We start from the raw sequence: 17,676 nt of genomic DNA on the forward strand, positions 1-17,676 counted from the left end.
GCGGCACACCGATAAGCGCGTCGCCGAATCTTCCATGTGCCTCGCTGCGCCCCTCATCATGCGGCCGACTGCGGCGCCTGTTGCGCGACGGCAGTCGGATCGTTCGCGGCATGCGCGACAAAGCCTCCGTGATCGTCGAGCGCGGCGCGATTGCCATGCGTCGCCGTCGAATGCAGATCGCCCGAACCCGGCGGCAACGGCGGCGCCGCTTCGCCGATCATCCGGAATGCGGCAGCCATGTCGTCGGCGAGCGGCCGGTCGTCGCGATAGGTCGGCACGACTGCGCGCACGCGGCGCCACAACGCGTCGGTGTGCGGCGCGCGCGGCGCATCGACGGATTGCAGATCGTACGCTTGCGCCGCCGCCAGCAGCTCGATCGCGATGATGCGGCCCGTGTTATCCACGATCTCCAATGCCTTCAGCGCGGCGGGCGTCGCGTGACACAAATGATCTTCCTGCAAGCCCGACGTGATGCCGCCATCCAGGCTCGCGGGCGCGGCCAGCCGCCGGTTCTGCGCGACGAGCGAAGCGGCCGTGTACTGCGCGATCATGAAGCCCGAGCACGTGCCGCCCGGTTCCGCGAGAAACGCGGGCAAGCCGCTCACGAGCGGATTCACGAGCCGGTCGAGGCGCCGCTCGGCCATCGCCGCGACCTGTGCGATTGCCGTCGCGAGGCCGTCCATCGCGAGCGCGATCGACGCGCCCACGGCATGCGCCTGCGAATACACGCGCGGTGCATCCGGCGTGCCCGCAACGATCGGGTTGTCGGTAATCGAAGCCAGCTCGCGATTCACGACATCGGACGTTGCGTCGAGCACATCGCGCGCCGCGCCGTGCACGTGCGGAATCGTGCGCATCGACAGCGGGTCTTGCGTGCGCTGCCCCACGACGGAAGCAAGAATGCCGCTATCCGCGAGTGCATTGCGCATCCGTTCACCGACGAAATTCAAACCCGGCGACACGCGCAACGCGAGCGAATCGGCGTCGAACGCGGCGAGTTGTCCGCGCAGATTTTCGAAGCTCATCGCGGCAATCGCATCCGTCCAGTCGAGCACGCGCTCGGCGCGCGCCAGCGCGAGCGCCGCGAGGCCCGTCACGCACGGCGTGCCGTTGACGAGACTCAGCCCTTCCTTCGCTTCGAGCACGAGCGGCTCGCGCTTCAGACGCCTGAGCGCCTCGCTTCCCGCCAGCCGTTCATTGCCGCAACGCACGTGTCCTTCGCCGATGCACACCAGCGCAATATGCGCCATATGGCTCAGATAGCCGACCGAGCCGAACGCTGGCACTTCGGGGATATATCCGGCATCGAGCAGCGCGACGAGCTGATCGACGACTTCGAGACGAACGCCCGAGTGCCCGTGCGCGAAGTTGTTGACGGCGGCCGCGATGATCGCGCGCGTTTCGGCGACACCGAGCGGCGCGCCGACACCGACGGCATGGCTCATCAGGATGTTGCGCGACAGCGTGCGTTGTTCCGACGGCGACACGATCACATCGCACAGCGCGCCCACGCCCGTATTCACGCCATACGCTCGAATGCCGCGCTCGACGATCTGCTCGACGAGCACGCGCGCCGCCGCGATGCGCTCGCGCGCTGCATCGGACAGCACGAGCGGCTCACCGGCCGCAACCGCGGACAGTTCGCGCCAGTTCAAGGGACGGTCGGTACGGGTGATAGCCATGATGTTGCCTTTGTCGTGCGTATGCGTTTGCGCTTCTCTTCTGTATGTCTCAGGTTCCGGCGCGGCGCTCGCCCTAATTGGTCGTGCGCGAATGATGGCTCGACACGAATTGCCGGAAACGTTCGGACTTCAGTTCGCCGAACACCTCGTCGGGCGTGCCGTCGCATTCCGTCTGCCCTTGATGCAGGAACATCACGCGATTCGACACGTGTCGCGCAAAGCCCATTTCGTGCGTGACGACGAGCATCGTGCGCCCTTCTTCCGCGAGCGAGCGCATCACGCGCAACACTTCGCCGACCAGTTCGGGATCGAGCGCGGAAGTCGGCTCGTCGAACAGCATGACCTTCGGATGCATCGCGAGCGCGCGCGCAATCGCGACGCGCTGCTGCTGACCGCCCGACAGATGCGCCGGATAATGCCCGCGCTTTTCCGCGAGGCCGACCTTCGCGAGCAGCGCTTCAGCCTCTTCGACGGCTTCGGCGCGGCTGCGCTTCTGCACGCGCATCGGCCCTTCGATCAGGTTTTCGAGCACCGTCATGTGCGACCACAGGTTGAAGTTCTGAAACACCATGCCGAGTTGCGAGCGGATGCGGTCGACCTGCTTGCGATCGCCAGGCTGCAGCTTGCCGTCCTTGCGGCGCTTCATCGCCAGCGTCTCGCCGGCGAGCGCGACGCTGCCGTCATCGGGTGTCTCGAGCAGGTTCAGACAGCGCAGAAACGTGCTCTTGCCCGAGCCGCTTGCGCCGAGAATCGAAATGACATCGCCTTCGTGCGCGTCGAGCGAAATGCCCTTCAATACGTGGTGGTCGCCGAACGACTTGTGGATGTTCTTGACCGACAATGCAACGGGTGCCGTAGCGTTCATGTGATTCTCCGGAATGGGCCGTCAGGGTGCGGCACGACGTGCTTCGGTAGCGGGCGGCATCGCGCGCGGCGCGCTTTGCATGGGTATCGCGCGCAGATGGCGCGACAGACGCCGTTCGAGCAAGCCGAGCAGGCGCACGACGACGAAGTTCAGGAACAGATAGATCAGCGCGGCGCAGATGAACACTTCCGTCGTGCGGTACGTCTGCTGGATGATCTGCTGCGCGACGCCTGTCACTTCCCACACGGTGACGAGGCTCGCGAGCGCCGTCGACTTGACGAGCAGCACAGCCTCCGTCGAATACGCGGGCAGGCATTGGCGCAATGCGATCGGACCGATGATCCGGCGCAGAAGCGCAAAGCCCGACAGACCGATCGAATAGCCCGCCTCGATCTGTCCGACAGGCACGGCCATCAGGCCGCCGCGAATGATCTCCGCCGTATAGCCCGCCGTGCACAACGCGAGCGACAGCACCGCGCACACATACGGCTCGCGCAGCACGGGCCACAGGAAGCTCTCGCGGATCACGCCGAACTGGCCGAGCCCGTAATAGACGAGAAACATCTGGATCAAGAGAGGCGAGCCGCGAAACACGAGAATGTACGCGCGCGCGAAGCGGTTCGGCAGCCAGTGCGGCGACACGCGCATCGTGACGATCACGAGCGACAGCAGGCCGCCCAGCACCAGCGACGAAAAGAACAGGCCCAGCGTGGTCGGCACGGCGGCGAGCAACTGGCGCAGCGTGTCGAACAGAAAGTCGAAATCGAAAGACATGTTGGCGCTCCGTCGTCAGTTGCGCGCGAAGTTGCGCCGGAAGGATCGGCCCACGCGTTCCTCCGCGTGATTGAAGACACGGTTCGAGATGCCCGTCATCACGAGATACAGCGCGCCGCCAACGACAAAGAACAGGAAGTATTGATGCGTCGAGCCCGCTGCGATCTGACTAGCGCGCAGCAGTTCGGCCAGACCCGTCACCGAGATCAGCGCGGAGTCCTTCAGGCTCAGTTGCCACACGTTGCCGATGCCCGGCAATGCGAAGCGCAGCACTTGGGGAATGAGGATGCGGCGCGCCATCGTCATGGTCGGCATGCCGATCGAGCGTGCCGCTTCGAGTTCGCCTTTCGATACGGCGAGCACGGCCGCGCGATACACCTCGGCCTGATACGCGCCCGAGATCATGCCGACGGCCAGCGCGCCGATCACGAACGGCGGCACGCCGACGAAGCCTTCGGCGCCGAACCACTGACCCACCGTCGTCACGAGCGTCGAGCCGCCGAAGTAGAACAGATAGATGACGAGCAGTTCGGGCACGCCGCGAAACACGGTCGTGTACAGATCGCCGAGCACGCGCGCGGTGCGAAAGCGCGACAGCTTCGCGGCCGCGACAATCGCGCCGAATACCGCGCCGACCGCGAGCGCCGCGAGCGTCAGCGCGACGGTCATCAATGCCGCGAGCAGCAGTACGCCACCCCAGCCTTCCTGCCCGAAGCCGAGCGTCTCGATCAGAGCCATGCTCTACCCCTCATCCGTGCTTCCGTTGACAGATCCGCTTCGTCATATCGACGAAGCGGATCGCTCCAGCGAGTGCGCGCGCCGCTCGTGCAGCAACGCGCAGCCATCGTCGATCAAGGCGTGACGTCGGTCTTGAACCACTTGTTCGAGAGCTTCTTCACCGTGCCGTCGGCGAGCGCGGCGGCAATGGCCGTATCGAACTTCGCGCGCAGATCGGCGTCCTGCTTGCGGAACGCGAGGCCTTCGCCCGGACCCCAGATCGGGCCGCCGATCTTCGGGCCCGCCATCGCGATCTGCGCGGATTCCTTCTTGTCGGCGTTCGCGGCGTAGTAGGTCACGTCGTCGAACGATGCGTCGATGCGGCCGTTCGCGAGGTCGAGATCGCGCTCCGGCGAGGTCTTGTACACGCGGATCGTCGCGATGTCCTTGAAGCCGTCGTTGATGAATTTCGTATAGACCGTGCCCGACTGGATGCCGATCGTCTTGCCCTTCAACTGCTTGCGCAATGCGTCGACGGTCGGCTGGTCGGCCTTCGCGTCGCCCGTCAGCTTGACGACGGGTGCCGTCGGCGACGCCTTCGGCAGGACCTTCGTATCGGAGACTGCGAACGTCGCAGGCGTCGCCGCATACGGACGCGAGAAGGCGATGATCTTTTCGCGCTCGGGCGTGATCGAGATCGCGTCCATCAGCACGTCGAACTTGCCAGCCTGCAGGCCCGGAATCATGCCGTCCCAATCCTGCGCAACCAGGTTGCACTGCAGCTTGATGCGCTCGCACAGGTTCGCCACCAGCTCGGGCTCGAAGCCGCCCAGCTTGCCGCCCGGCAACGTGAGATTCCACGGCGCGTAGCCGCCTTCCAGCGCGATCGTCACGGACTTCCATTCCTTCGCCTGAGCAGGCGCGCCGATCAATGCCGCGGCGCTCAGAACCGCGCCCAACACTGCCTTCGACAACGTAGTGCGGTTTGACTTGTTCACCTTCACGTCGAATCTCCTTTTCGTTTGAGCGGATGCCGTCGCTTCCCGCGTGCCGGACATGTATAGACAAGTTTGCATGAGGTCAAAAATCATCGCAACTGGATTCGCTGAAATAATTGAATTATTCGGGTAAGCCCCTACGAACAGGGCTTCGCAGGCAGACACGTACGCCAGCACGCGCATGAAGGGTTCGCGTCAGGCTGGTGCAGGCTGACTAGACAGGTTCGTGAATTGCGCGGTGCGTGCATGCACCGCGAGCGTGCGCCGATCGCGAGCCGCCGCGCCCTAGGGCACATCACGAACGATCGGTCATGCCCTCGCACGACGGCAACGCATCTCGAGGCTGGCCCTGCTCATCCCCAAGGCGCTGCGCCCGATCGGTCGTGTCCGCGAGACAAAAAATTTCCGCGTATCGGGAATGAAATTCGAAGCCGCCTTGTTTGTGTCGATGTAGCAGGCAGATTCGAACCGGGCACTCATCGCAGGGCAAAGACCCGACAGCCGTACGCAGCAGTTGATTCATCAGTTCAAGCAGCGCTTTTTGTAGCCAGACCCCGGCCTTATCCAACGGTCCATATCGAGCCTTGTTACTTAAGGATACCGAACTGTTTTTCGGGCAATGCTTTCAAGGAGTCTCATCATGAAGAAGATCTTCGTTTGTCTCGCAGTCGCAGCCGGCGCACTGGCCGCTCCCGCTCTGAGCTTCGCCCAGTCGAACGGCCCCCTCACACGCGCAGAGGTTCGCGCCGATCTCATTCGCGTCGAACAGGCGGGCTATCAGCCAGGCCGCCCGAATGACATCGATTACCCCGCCGACATCCAGGCCGCCGAAGCGAAAATCGCCGCACAGGACAATCAGAAGCCGGGCAACGAAGCCGTCGGCGGCGTCGCACAGACGGGCACGTCGTCGGGCAAGCCAGCGCGCACCGGGATGGGCGACAGCAACTGCGTCGGCCCGGTGAGCTACTGCAACATCTTCTTCGGCAGCTAAATGGCGCGCACAGGACCCTGCGCCGCCGCTGTCAGGCGCAGGGCCGCGCCGCGCAGATTCTCACGGCTGCGAATGTGGAGGACGCGGCGAAACATGCACAGCAGTCATCGAGGGAATCGAAGCAATCGCAGCCGGCGCTTCATGCACGTCGCGCAACGTCGCGCGCCGGCCTGCGCATTGCCTGGATGAAAATCAGCGAGGCAGTGGGTTATCGCCTCAGTTGCAGCTCAGTCGCCGCTCAGTTGCCAAAGTAGATGTCGCATTGCGTGCCCGTCGAGCACTTGCGCGAATGCGGCATCGCCTTGCCCGACGACGTCATGCCCGTATCCATCGAGCCCCCGTACGACATATCCGTCGTCGCCTGCGCCGACGCATTCGCGTTGTTCTGCATCGTCGCCTTCGATGCGTCGCTGCTCTGCGCCACTTCATCCGCCATTGTCGCGACAGGCACGGCCAGCAACAGCGCGCCCGCCATCGGTAACGCCATCAGCATCTTCATGTCGAACTCCTTCCATGCAGACGGAACGCGACAGTCGTCCATCGCGATCCGCCATACGCTCACGCACCGCTCGCGTGACCGGCATCGTTTCGATCGGTTCGCGCGAGCGTGAATCCGCGCGCAGCAGCCATCTGTGCTGCAGCGTGCCATGTGTTGTGTACGCGATTGATCGGACAGCCCCCGAGTCTGTCGGGCGGCACAGCACGGCGCGAAGAGGCCGGGATGGAGTGGTTCGAATGCCGGCTGCGCAGAGAAGATCCGCGCTGCTGCTTCTGTTATAGACCTTCGCCGCGAGACTGCAATGCTGTCTCGCTGCATTGCAATGCGACGCGCATTGGCAAGCGTTGCGCGCCGCGTCTTTGCTTGTTATCGCAGGTTCGTCTTCGCCAGTTCGACGATTTCGTCGCCGCGTCCGTTGAGAATCGCGCGCAGCATGTAGAGGCTGAAGCCCTTGGCCTGCGAAAGCTCGATGGTCGGCGGCATTGCAAGTTCGTGCTTGTCGGTGACGACATCGACGAGCGCCGGCCCCTGATGCGCGAACGCCTGCTTCAGCGCCCCTTCGAGTTCTTCCGATTCCTCGACGCGAACCGAAAAAATGCCCGCACCTTTCGCGATTTGCGCAAAATCGGTCTTGCTCAAATCGACGTTCGTGTCGAGATAGCCGCCTGCTTTCAGCTCCATCGACACGAAGCCGAGCAGACTGTTGTTGTACACAACGACCTTGATGGGCAGATCGAGTTGGCGCGCGGTCAGCAGATCGCCGAGCAGCATCGACAGGCCGCCGTCGCCCGACAGCGACACCACCTGCCGCCCCGGATGCGCCGCCTGCGCGCCGAGCGCCTGCGGCATCGCATTCGCCATCGACCCGTGATTAAACGAGCCGTGCAGCTGCCGCTTGCCGTTCATCGTCAGATAGCGCGCGGCCCAAAGCGTCGGCGTGCCGACATCGGCGGTGAAGATCGCGTCGTCGCCGGCGGCTTCGTCGATCATCCGCGTCAAATACTGCGGATGAATCGGGCGGCCCGGATCGGAAGGCGTCGCGAGTTCGTCGAGGTCGCGGCGCGCTTCCTGATAGTGCGCTGTCGCCATGTCGACGAACGTGCGGTCGTCCTTGCGCTTCAGTTTCGGCAACAGCGCGGCGACCGTTTCCTTCACCGTGCCGACAAGGCCCATCGCGAGCGGCGCGCGCCGCCCGAGTTGCGAGCCCTTCCAGTCGATCTGCACGACCTTCGCATCGGGCGGATAGAACGGCCGGTACGGAAAATCGCAGCCGAGCAGCAGCAGCACATCGCACGACATCATCGCGTGATAGCCGGAACTGAAGCCGAGCAGCCCCGTCATGCCGACGTCGAACGGATTGTCGTATTCGATGAACTGCTTGCCGCGCATCGCATGGACGACGGGCGCGCCCAGCGTATCCGCGAGCTTCACTACTTCGTCGTGCGCACCCGCGACGCCGCTGCCGCACATGATCGTCACCGCTTCGCAGTCGTTGAGCATCGTCGCAAGGCGCGAGAGTTCGCTGTCGGGCGGCAGGACTGCGGACGGCACAGTGGGATTCCACACGGGCGCCTGCGACGGCCCTTCGCTCAACGCGATATCGCCCGGCAGCACGATCACGGCGACGCCGCGCTGCTCGATCGCCGTGCGCATCGCGCGTTCGAGCACGCGCGGAAACTGCGATGCGTTCACCACCAGTTCCGCGAAGTAGCTGCATTCCTTGAAGACTTCCGTCGGATGCGTTTCCTGAAAGTACCCGAGGCCGATTTCCGTCGACGGAATGTGCGCGGCGATCGCGAGTACCGGCTGGTGGCTGCGATGGCAGTCGTAGAGCCCGTTGATCAGGTGCAGGTTGCCGGGGCCGCAACTGCCCGCGCACACGGCAAGCTGCCCGCTCGAAGCCGCCTCGGCGCCCGCGGCGAATGCGGCCGCTTCTTCGTGGCGGGTATGCATCCAGCGAATGGAGCCGACCTGGTCGAGGCTGAACGCCAAGCCGTTGAGACTGTCGCCTGTCACGCCCCAGATGCGTTTGACGCCCGCTGCGGCGAGCGTCTTTGCGAGGTAATCCGCAATCGTGTTCCTGGCCATGAACGTTCCTCGTTTGCGATGAGTTTGCGATGGCTGCTGTTACTTCGGTTCGTCATGTCTTTCGTCGGCACGCGAGCAGAACTTGCAACCGCCTGACGCAGTGGGGCCAGGCGCGATCACCAGACATGCGGCAAGAACCGATAGCGCACGCGTGCCGCGTATTGCGCATAGCCTTCGAGCTGCGCGCACAGCATGCGTTCTTCGAGCACCGCGCGATACGCGAGCGCCGCGACGAGCAGCGGCGCGCATGCGAGGCCCCACCAGGAGCCGAGCATCAGCGGCGTGCCGGCGAGAAACAGAATGGCCCACGCATACATCGGATGACGCACGTACGCGTACGGCCCGCTGTCGCTGACCTTGTGGCCGCGCTCTGCCTGGATCTTCACGACGGGCGCCGCAAAGCTGTTCGCGCGAAACACGGCGCGCATCGCGACCATGCTGACCAGAATAGCAAGCGCACCGACAGCCTGCAGCCAGGGACCCATCGACGACCAGTGAAAGCGCCGCGCGTCGAGTCCCATCAGCACGAGCCACGCGCACCACCCGATCGCGACGCAAACGAGAAAGACCTTGTCCCACGCGCTCTGGCCGCGCTGCGAGAACGAGCCGAGCCGCTCTGCGAGCAGCGCCGGGTCGTAGCCCGCGAGCCACACGCCTACCCACAGGCCGAGCCCGCCTAGCTCGATCAGATAGCACCACGCGGCCGGCCACGCGAGCGTATGCGCCGCGCCGAACAGCAGCACGCCCATGACGGCGAGCCACAGCACGTTCTGGGTGACGAGACGCGTGATCATCGTCGGTGCCCGCTCGAATGTCAGCCGGGGTCAGGACGGAGTCAGGCGGGCTGGCCCGCCGTCGACACGCGCCTGTAGATGTCCGCGACGTCGATATCGCCGATGTCGATCAGGAACGTGTCGCGCAGGCACGTCTCGAGTTCGTGCGCGCTCTCGATGTGCCGCTCGATCGCTTCGCCGTCTTTCGAGCGCGCGGTGAGCCGGTCGTTGAACAGCGTGAGCCGTCCTTCCGGCGTCACGCGGCACACGACGAGACTCGTTGTGAAGAACGAAGCGGGATGCGTCGACGTGTACCAGTTCGACACTTCGTAATCGATCCACTCCGCGCGCTGCAGATCGAAGCGATAGGTCTTGAGCCACGTCTCGCCCGATTGCACTTCGAGATCGAACGAACCTTGCGACGCATCGGCGAGACGGAACGGCTCGTGCGTCGTCTGTTGCGCGACGCCTGTTTGCAGGCGCAAGGGCGCTGTCAGCGTGACGGCGCCGAAGCCGACGTCGGCGATCCAGGGCTGATCGTCGACGCTCACGCGCAGCACCATATGCGTGCGCGGCGTAATCGCGTCGGGCTCGCGGTTCCACAGCACGCGAGCGATCATCGGCGTCACGTCGAAGCCGAGCTGCATCAGCACGCGCGCGAACAGGCCGTTCTGCTCGAAGCAATAGCCGCCGCGCCGACGTTCGATCAGCTTGTCGACGATCGCGTGCAGTCCGAGTTCGACGCGCCGGCCCGTCAACGGGTCGAGGTTTTCGAACGGAATCGACAGCGGATGCAGGCGTTGCAGATCGCGCAACACGTCGAGCGTCGCGGCCTGCGGGCCCGTGTAGCCGATGCGTTTGAAATAGCGGTCGAGATCGAGTGTGCTGGACATCGGGTTCTCCTTGTCGATGCTGTTGTCGTCTGTCGCGTCGCCCATCGTGCGCATGCCGCGTGAAGTGCATGCGTCACGCACTGCGATGCGTCGCGCGGCATCGAATCGAAAGCGTACCTTGATTGCAGCGTGCGATGCGAAAAGTCCCTGAACGCCTACGCCCATTCGCACCCGATCGATCGTCGCTCAGCTTGTTCCTCGCGACGACCTCATCCGTCACAAACCTCAAAAGCCCTTGAGCGCCGAAGTCGCAATGGACGGCACACTGATGCCATGGCTCGTCGCGTACTGCACGGCCGCGCTCAGCGTCGACGCGAGCGACTGCAACTGCCCCGGCGCCGACTGCGCGATATACGACGCCGCCTGCGCCGACTGCGGATTCATCCCCGATTGCAGCAGCGACGAGGGGCTCATCTGCCCGATGCTGCCGAGGCTCGACTGCAGGCTCGAATACTGGTTCACGCCCTGCCCGAGCGACGCGAGGCCGTTGGAGAACGCCTGCTTGTCGACGGGCTTCGACGATCCGGATGATGACTGGCTCGCGAATGCCTGCGTGAGCGTCTGCGACAGCGACTGCTGCGTGCTGCCGACCTGCGATAGCTGACGGGCGGAAGGCGTGCCGCCGCTCAACAGGCCCGACGCCTGCTGCGCCTGGCTGGCCGCGCTCGACAATCCCATCGCCGATGCGAGACTCGACTGGCCGCTCAGCACCTGCTGGTTCGCGCCGACATAGTTCTGCAGAAGCTGTGAAATGCCGCCCGACGAAGCGGCCGCTCCCGCATTGCCGCCGGCATCGCCCGACGAGTTGCCGCCGCCGATGCCGAACTGTTGCAGGTTCAGCTGCGCAAAAGCGGCGCTGCTCACGAGCAGGCCCGCAGCGAGCAGTGGCGTTGAAAGAATGCGTGTCTTCATGGGGTGGCCCTCCTGTCATGTGATCGATGCGTGACGTTCGTCGCGGATGCGTGTCGGGTTCGTCCCGACGAGTTCGTCGATTGTGTCGCTTCGACACGCAGACCCGGTTCGCGTTCGCGTTTTCGTCAGACCCAAGGCCGCGTGGCAAATCGCGGGCCTGCTCCTGGAAAACCTCACCCAATGCGAGCGGAAATCCCTCACAGGCGTATGGCGTAAGCGCAGCATGTAATCGCGGATAGCGACACACCCAACGCGAATAGCACGTCACGCCCTGACACGCGCCTCGCGCGGCTCGCGGGCCGGCGCGCGCACCGACAGGTCCTGCACCATCTGCGCGGCGAGATAGTCGCAGGTCGGCCGGTCCGACTTCGCGCTGCGAGCCACGACGATGTCGAGCGGCTCGATAGTCGGCAAGCCCTGCTCGGCGCCGAGGATCGCCAGCCGCGACGGCACGCTGCAACGCGCGAGCGCGATCACCGAGAGGCCCGCATCGACCGTCGCGACGAGACCGCTCAGGCTCGCGCTGCTGTACGCGGCGCGATAGCGGATGCGGGCACGGTCGAGCGCGGCCAGCGTGTTCGAGCGCGCCACGCAGCCGGGCTCGTAAAGGCCGACGGGCAACGGCGAGACGTTGAGCACGGGCGTATCGGCGGATGCGCCCACCCATACCATCGGCTCGCTGCGCACGAATTCGCCGCGCAGCTTGCGGTCGCGCGTGACGAACGCGAGATCGATCTTGTTGTCCGCGAGCATCGGCGCGAGCGCCGTGCTCTGCGCGCAGACGATCTCGATCTCCACATGCGGATACAGATTCGAAAAACGCCGCAGTATCGGCGACAACAACGACGACACGTAATCGTCCGGCGCGCCGAGCACCACGCGCCCCGTCACTTCGGGCCGCACGATGGCCGACCACGCCTCCTCGTGCAGATCGATCACGCGCCGCGCGTATTCGAGCAGCGTGTTGCCCGGACGTGTCAGCGAAAGATTGCGCGTGTCGCGCGCAAAAAGCGTCGTGCCGAGCATGCGCTCCAGCCGCTTGATCTGCATGCTGACGGCCGCCTGCGAGCGATGCACGGAGACGGCCGCCTTCGTGAAGCTGCCCGCCTCGACCACGGCCAGGAAAGTGCGCAGCAGATCGACGTCGAACTCGGGGTGCATGATTCATCAATCCGGCTTATGGAATTTCTCAATTTTATTCGTTTGTCACGTGAACGCAACGGTCCGATACTCGGACGCATCCGACCACAGCAAGGAGCCGTTTGCCATGCCGTCCCTGTCGCCGCTATCGCTCAGCCGAAGCCAGCAAGGCGCGCTCACGCTCGCGAGCGGCGGCCTGTTGATGGGCACGATCGGCGTGTTCGTCGAGGAAGCGCGGCTCGGCGCGCTGACGCTCGTGTTCTTCCGCTGTCTGTTCGGCTTCATCTCGCTTGCCGCGTATTGCGCGTGGCAAGGCTATTTCGCGCGCCATCATTTCACGCGGCGCACCGTGCTGCTCGCAATGCTTTCCGGCGTGCTGATGGTCACGCAATGGGTCTGGTTCTTCGATGCGATCCATCGCACGAGCATCGCCGTTGCGACCGTCGTGTTCCACGTGCAGCCGTTCTGGGTCGTGCTGATCGGCGCGGCGCTGTTCAACGAGCGGCTCGGCATCGACCGGCTCGGCTGGATCGCGACGGCGTTCGTCGGACTCGTGCTCGCGTCGGGCGTCGCGGCAACGGGCGCGCTGCAAGGACATGCGAGCTACCTGATCGGCATCGGCGAAGCGCTCGCGGGATCGGTACTGTATGCGAGCGTCACGCTGATCGCGAAGAGTCTCGGCGAGCTGCGCCCGCATCTGCTGACGCTCGCGCAGTGCGCCGTCGGCGTCGTGTGCCTGCCGTTCATCGCGCCGCTGGGCGCCGAACATATCGCGCCGACGCAATGGTTCTGGCTGATCGGCATGGGCGTGCTGCATACGGGGCTGTCGTACGTGCTGATCTACGGCGCGCTGCCGAAGCTCACGACGCCCGTGATCGCCGTGCTGCTGTTCGTCTATCCGCTGACGGCCATCGCCGTCGATGCGATCGTCTACGGACGCGCGCTCAGCGTGCCGCAGATGGGCGGAATGGCGCTGATCGTGGTCGCGAGCCTGGGCGTGAATCTCGGCTGGCCGCTGCTGTCGGCGTTGCGCATCCAGAAGCCGGGGCACGCGCGACGCTGAGCGTCGCGAGCGAAACCACAAAAGCAAAAACGCGGCGCATCGAGGCGCCGCGTTTGCATCGAGAGACTGATCTCAACAAGAAAGGCCGTTACTGCGGCAACAACTCTTCGCCCTTCGTTTCCGGCGCAGTTCGCACGGACAGGACGATCGGTAAAAGAGAAGCCGTTACTGCGGCAACTCTTTTCCCTTCGTTTCCAGCGCAATTCGCACGGACAGGCCGATCGGTAAAAGGGAAGTCGTTATTGCAGCAACAACTCTTTTCCCTTCGTTTCCGGCACCGTTCGCACGGACAGACCGATCGGAAAAGAGAAGCCGTTACTGCGGCAACTCTTCGCCCTTCGTTTCCGGCGCAAGCGGAATGATGCACAGGCCGACGATGAACGCAACCGCCGTCAGCGCGACGGGCACGCCGAGCGTGTGCATGTTGAGCACGGCCGCGCCGAGCAGGAAGTTCACGCCCGCGCCGACGAAACGGCCGAACGACGTGCAGAACGCAAACGCCGTCGCGCGCACGCGGGTCTCGAACTGCTCCGGCAGCCACAGGCTGAAGAGCGCGAAGTTGCCGCCGAAGAAGCCGAGCACGAAAAGCCACGCGATGAACGGCGCGAGCCCGTTCGGCAGATAGAACGCCCAGCCGAAGCTGCCGATGATCGACACGGCCATGCCAGCGAAATAGATGGCAAGCGTCTTCTTGCGGCCGATGCGTTCGGCGAGCGGCGGCAGCGCGAGGCAGCCGAGAATCGTGCCGATCGACAGCAGGCCCGTCGCCATCGACGCCATCTTCATCGCTTCCGGCTTCGACATGCCGGCGCGCGTCGCGAGCTGGATCACGGCCGACGGCTCATACACGGCGCCCGCCCACAAGCCGATGATCGCGATGGTCAGGAGCGCACAAGCAACCCACGTCCGGCGGCGATAGGTACGCCCGAAGATTTCGCGCATCGGCTTCACGTGCACCACGTCGCGCGCTTCCGCCTTCTGCCATTTGTCCGACTCCTTCACGCGCGTGAGGATCATGATCGCCACGAACACGGGCACGGCGCCCGTCAGGAACATCGCGCGCCAGCCGAAGTGCACGCCGACCGTGTAGTTGAGCGCGGCGGCAAGAAAGAAGCCCGCGTAATAGCCCGTCTGCAGGTAGCCCGCGCCCATCTTGCGCCGGTCCTCGGGCCACGACTCCGCGACGTAGGTGCCCGCCAGCGCCCACTCGCCGCCGATGCCGACGCCCGCAATGAAGCGGAAGATGCCCAGCTCCCACACGTTGTGCGCCGTCGCCGAAAGGCCGGTGAAGATCGCGAACGTGAAGATGGTGCCCGCCAGCACTTTCGTGCGGCCGAAGCGGTCCGCGAGCGGCCCCCAGATGAACGACAGACCCCACCCGACAAGGAAGAGCGCAAACAGGATCGAACCGGCCAGCCCGACGTTCGCAGGCGTTGCCGCATAGCCCGAGCGCGGCAGCAACTCGGTGAGCGCGGGCGTCAGCACCAGCGCGTAGATGAACGAGTCCATCCCGTCCAGCGTCCAGCCCGCCCAGGCGCCCCAGAATCCGGCAATCTGCGACCGGTTGAGCGGTGTACGCTGCCGGAGGGTTGCCGCCCGGTCCGATATCGATGAATTCATGCTGCTGCTCCTCCAAGTGCTACGGTTGGATTGCGTGTCCGTCACGACGCAGCGGCTCCCCTGCATGCAGCTTAGGCCGCATGCACGAGTGGATGCGCGTCAGCGCCGTGCCTTCTGAAAACCCCGGGTTTGTCCCGCTGGAAATTGTTCATTTTTATATATAATATTTGATGTCATGAACGACGCAACCGATGGTTTTCCCCTGGAGAGCGCTCCGCGCGCTCCTCTTCTGCCGACGGCGCACACGCCGCGGGCCAGCACGCCGCGCGTGATCGCGGAAGCGCTGCGCGCGGCGATCATCGACGGCACGCTCGCGCCCGGCGCGCCGCTGCGCCAGGACGCGATCGCGCGCCACTTCTCGGTCAGTGCGATTCCCGTGCGCGAAGCCTTGCGTCAGCTGGAAAGCGAAGGCTGGGTCAAGGTCGAGATGAACAAGGGCGCGACCGTCGCGCGGCTGACGCCCGACGAAGCGCGCGAGATCTATGAAATCCGCTCGGCGCTCGAAAGCCTTGCGATCGCGCTGGCGATTCCCAATCACACGGCCGCGACGCTGTCCGAAGCAGCGGCGCTGTGCAGCGCGGCCGAGTGCGAGCCGGACCCGGCTCTTTACGTGACGCGCAACGAGGCGTTCCACAACTGCCTGTATGCGCCCGCGAACCGCCCGCAACTCGCCGAGATGATCGCGTCGCTGCACCGGCGCGGCGAGCGCTATCTGCGGCTCAAGTTCGGCCTGCCCGAGTACAAGGGCGCGTCCGATGCGGAGCACGCCGAGATCCTCGCCGCCGTCGAGCGCAAGGACGTCGCGGCCGCTCAAGCGCTCGTGTCCGCGCACCTCTTGGGCACGGGCGAGTTTGTCTATCGTTTCTTGACGGAGCGCGCGCAAGCCGAAGCCGCCGAGGCGGCCCCGCGCCGACGGCGTGGACGGCCCGCGCGCACTCCATCCACTATCGGGAGTTGAAGCGCCGATGAATCAACGAGTCGAGTCAGCCAAGCTCGAATTGGCACAGGCAACGGGAGCGCCCGCCGCGCGCTCATGGACCACCCGGCGCGACGAGAAGAAGCGCAGGCTCGTCGCGATCGAGCCTTGGCTCGAAGACGGCATCCTTCCCGCCGCGCGCATCGTCGATGCGCTCGAAACGCTGATCCGTCCCGGCGACCGCGTCGCGCTCGAAGGCGACAACCAGAAGCAGGCCGACTTCCTGTCGCGCTCGTTCGCAAAGGTCGATCCGCAGAAGGTGCATGACGTGCATCTGCTGATTTCGAGCATCAGCCGGCCTGAGCATCTGACGCTCTTCGAAAAGAACATCGCGCACAAGGTCGATTTTTCGTTCGCCGGTCCGCAGAGCCTGCGCGTCGCGCAGCTGCTCGAAGACGGCCAGCTCGAAATCGGCGCGATCTATACGTACGTCGAACTGTATGCGCGCATGTTCGTCGACCTCACGCCGCACGTCGCGCTGCTGTGCGCGGAAAAGGCCGACCGTCACGGCAATCTCTACACCGGACCGAATACGGAAGACACGCCGACCATCGCCGAAGCCGCTGCGTTCCGGCACGGCATCGTGATCGTGCAGGTCAACGAGATCGTCGATGAACTGCCGCGCGTCGATATTCCCGCGTCGTGGGTCGACGTGGTCGTGCAGGCCGACCGCCCGTTCGCCGTCGAGCCGCTCTTCACACGCGATCCGCGCCACATCGGCGACTTGCAGGTGCTCACCGCGATGATGGTCATCAAGGGCATCTACGAGCCGTATGGGGTTTCGTCGCTGAATCACGGCATCGGCTTCGACACGGCCGCGATCGAACTGCTGCTGCCAACGTACGGCGAATCGCTCGGCCTCAAGGGCAAGATCTGCCGCAACTGGACGCTCAATCCGCACCCGACGCTGATTCCCGCGATCGAGTCCGGCTGGGTCGAAAGCGTGCATTGCTTCGGCAGCGAAGTCGGCATGGAGGCGTATATCGAAGCGCGCCCCGATGTGTTCTTCACGGGCAACGACGGCACGCTGCGCTCGAATCGCGTGCTGTGCCAGCTCGCGGGGCAATACGGCGTGGACCTCTTCATCGGCTCGACGCTGCAGATCGACGGCGACGCGAATTCGTCGACTGTGACGCGCGGACGTCTCGCGGGCTTCGGCGGCGCGCCGAACATGGGACACGATCCGCGCGGCCGGCGTCATTCGAGCGAAGCGTGGCTCAAGCTGCTGAAGGATCAGGGCCCCGTATCGCGCGGCAAGAAGCTCGTCGTGCAACTGGCCGAAACGTACAAGAAAGGCGGCGAGCCGACCTTCGTCGACGAACTCGATGCCGTCGCCGTCGGCGCGAAAAGCGGCATGCCCGTCGCGCCCGTGATGATCTACGGCGACGACGTGAGCCACGTCGTCACGGAAGAAGGCATCGCGCATCTGCACAAGGCGGAAGGCATCGAAGAGCGGCGCGCGGCCGTTGCCGCCGTCGCGGGCGTGACGCCCATCGGCTTGCGCGCGAAGCCCGAAAAGACGGCCGAGCTGCGCCGCCGCGGCATCGTCGCGTATCCGGAAGATCTCGGCATCCGGCGCGGCGAAGCGAAGCGCTCACTGCTCGCGGCGAGGAGCATCGACGATCTCGTTACCTGGTCGGGCGGACTCTATGCGCCGCCGGCACGCTTCCGTAGCTGGTGACGCG

The 17,676-nt window shown here is 64.9% G+C and carries 16 protein-coding genes; 4 read left to right on the forward strand and 12 right to left on the reverse strand.

The window, feature by feature from the left end; all coding sequences use genetic code 11:
• Positions 1-56: 56 nt before the first annotated feature.
• The 5 genes from AB4Y32_RS09345 to AB4Y32_RS09365 all read right to left on the reverse strand — a co-directional run bounded on the left by AB4Y32_RS09345 (position 57) and on the right by AB4Y32_RS09365 (position 5,042).
• Positions 57-1,682 carry a histidine ammonia-lyase gene (locus tag AB4Y32_RS09345; RefSeq protein ID WP_368721039.1) on the reverse strand — a complete coding sequence of 542 codons (1,626 nt, stop codon included), beginning with the start codon at positions 1,680-1,682 and terminating at the stop codon, positions 57-59.
• A 73-nt stretch (positions 1,683-1,755) separates the two neighbouring features.
• Positions 1,756-2,547 (reverse strand): ABC transporter ATP-binding protein, encoded by a 792-nt coding sequence (locus AB4Y32_RS09350; protein WP_087732359.1) that lies wholly within the window; start codon positions 2,545-2,547, stop codon positions 1,756-1,758.
• A 21-nt stretch (positions 2,548-2,568) separates the two neighbouring features.
• Positions 2,569-3,321, reverse strand: coding sequence for an ABC transporter permease (locus AB4Y32_RS09355; protein ID WP_368721040.1), 753 nt, complete (start codon positions 3,319-3,321; stop codon positions 2,569-2,571).
• A 15-nt stretch (positions 3,322-3,336) separates the two neighbouring features.
• The gene (locus AB4Y32_RS09360; RefSeq protein WP_368721041.1) at positions 3,337-4,059 is read right to left on the reverse strand and encodes an ABC transporter permease; all 723 of its coding nucleotides are present in this window, start codon (positions 4,057-4,059) and stop codon (positions 3,337-3,339) included.
• Between the two features lie 113 nt (positions 4,060-4,172).
• A complete protein-coding gene (locus tag AB4Y32_RS09365) occupies positions 4,173-5,042 on the reverse strand; it encodes a transporter substrate-binding domain-containing protein (RefSeq protein WP_087732398.1) in 870 nt (289 codons plus the stop codon).
• A gap of 634 nt (positions 5,043-5,676) precedes the next feature.
• Here AB4Y32_RS09365 and AB4Y32_RS09370 point away from each other — a divergent pair.
• Complete coding sequence (locus tag AB4Y32_RS09370) at positions 5,677-6,027, forward strand: DUF4148 domain-containing protein (protein WP_368721042.1); 351 nt, start codon at positions 5,677-5,679, stop codon at positions 6,025-6,027.
• 238 nt (positions 6,028-6,265) lie between these two features.
• Here AB4Y32_RS09370 and AB4Y32_RS09375 read toward each other — a convergent pair whose 3' ends face one another.
• The 6 genes from AB4Y32_RS09375 to AB4Y32_RS09400 form a co-directional block, all read right to left on the reverse strand.
• Positions 6,266-6,526 (reverse strand): hypothetical protein, encoded by a 261-nt coding sequence (locus AB4Y32_RS09375; protein ID WP_368721043.1) that lies wholly within the window; start codon positions 6,524-6,526, stop codon positions 6,266-6,268.
• 366 nt (positions 6,527-6,892) lie between these two features.
• Complete coding sequence (gene poxB / locus AB4Y32_RS09380; protein ID WP_368721044.1) at positions 6,893-8,614, reverse strand: ubiquinone-dependent pyruvate dehydrogenase; 1,722 nt, start codon at positions 8,612-8,614, stop codon at positions 6,893-6,895.
• 116 nt (positions 8,615-8,730) lie between these two features.
• Complete coding sequence (locus tag AB4Y32_RS09385; RefSeq protein WP_368721045.1) at positions 8,731-9,408, reverse strand: isoprenylcysteine carboxylmethyltransferase family protein; 678 nt, start codon at positions 9,406-9,408, stop codon at positions 8,731-8,733.
• Between the two features lie 41 nt (positions 9,409-9,449).
• Positions 9,450-10,280: an arylamine N-acetyltransferase gene (locus AB4Y32_RS09390; protein ID WP_368721046.1), complete on the reverse strand. Its 831-nt coding sequence runs from the start codon at positions 10,278-10,280 to the stop codon at positions 9,450-9,452.
• 225 nt (positions 10,281-10,505) lie between these two features.
• Positions 10,506-11,192: a hypothetical protein gene (locus AB4Y32_RS09395; RefSeq protein ID WP_368721047.1), complete on the reverse strand. Its 687-nt coding sequence runs from the start codon at positions 11,190-11,192 to the stop codon at positions 10,506-10,508.
• 264 nt (positions 11,193-11,456) lie between these two features.
• A complete protein-coding gene (locus tag AB4Y32_RS09400; RefSeq protein ID WP_368721048.1) occupies positions 11,457-12,353 on the reverse strand; it encodes a LysR substrate-binding domain-containing protein in 897 nt (298 codons plus the stop codon).
• 106 nt (positions 12,354-12,459) lie between these two features.
• On the opposite strand from AB4Y32_RS09400, the gene AB4Y32_RS09405 reads away from it, so the two are divergent.
• Positions 12,460-13,395, forward strand: a complete 936-nt coding sequence (locus AB4Y32_RS09405) for a DMT family transporter (protein WP_368721049.1) — start codon at positions 12,460-12,462, stop codon at positions 13,393-13,395.
• 315 nt (positions 13,396-13,710) lie between these two features.
• Here AB4Y32_RS09405 and AB4Y32_RS09410 read toward each other — a convergent pair whose 3' ends face one another.
• Positions 13,711-15,015: an MFS transporter gene (locus AB4Y32_RS09410; protein ID WP_368721050.1), complete on the reverse strand. Its 1,305-nt coding sequence runs from the start codon at positions 15,013-15,015 to the stop codon at positions 13,711-13,713.
• A 175-nt stretch (positions 15,016-15,190) separates the two neighbouring features.
• On the opposite strand from AB4Y32_RS09410, the gene AB4Y32_RS09415 reads away from it, so the two are divergent.
• Positions 15,191-15,973, forward strand: coding sequence for a GntR family transcriptional regulator (locus AB4Y32_RS09415; RefSeq protein ID WP_368721051.1), 783 nt, complete (start codon positions 15,191-15,193; stop codon positions 15,971-15,973).
• Between the two features lie 7 nt (positions 15,974-15,980).
• Positions 15,981-17,672: a malonate decarboxylase subunit alpha gene (gene mdcA / locus AB4Y32_RS09420; protein ID WP_368721052.1), complete on the forward strand. Its 1,692-nt coding sequence runs from the start codon at positions 15,981-15,983 to the stop codon at positions 17,670-17,672.
• Positions 17,673-17,676: the final 4 nt, after the last annotated feature.

It is taken from the genome of Paraburkholderia phymatum (assembly GCF_040965635.1).
Classification (GTDB): domain Bacteria; phylum Pseudomonadota; class Gammaproteobacteria; order Burkholderiales; family Burkholderiaceae; genus Paraburkholderia; species Paraburkholderia phymatum_B.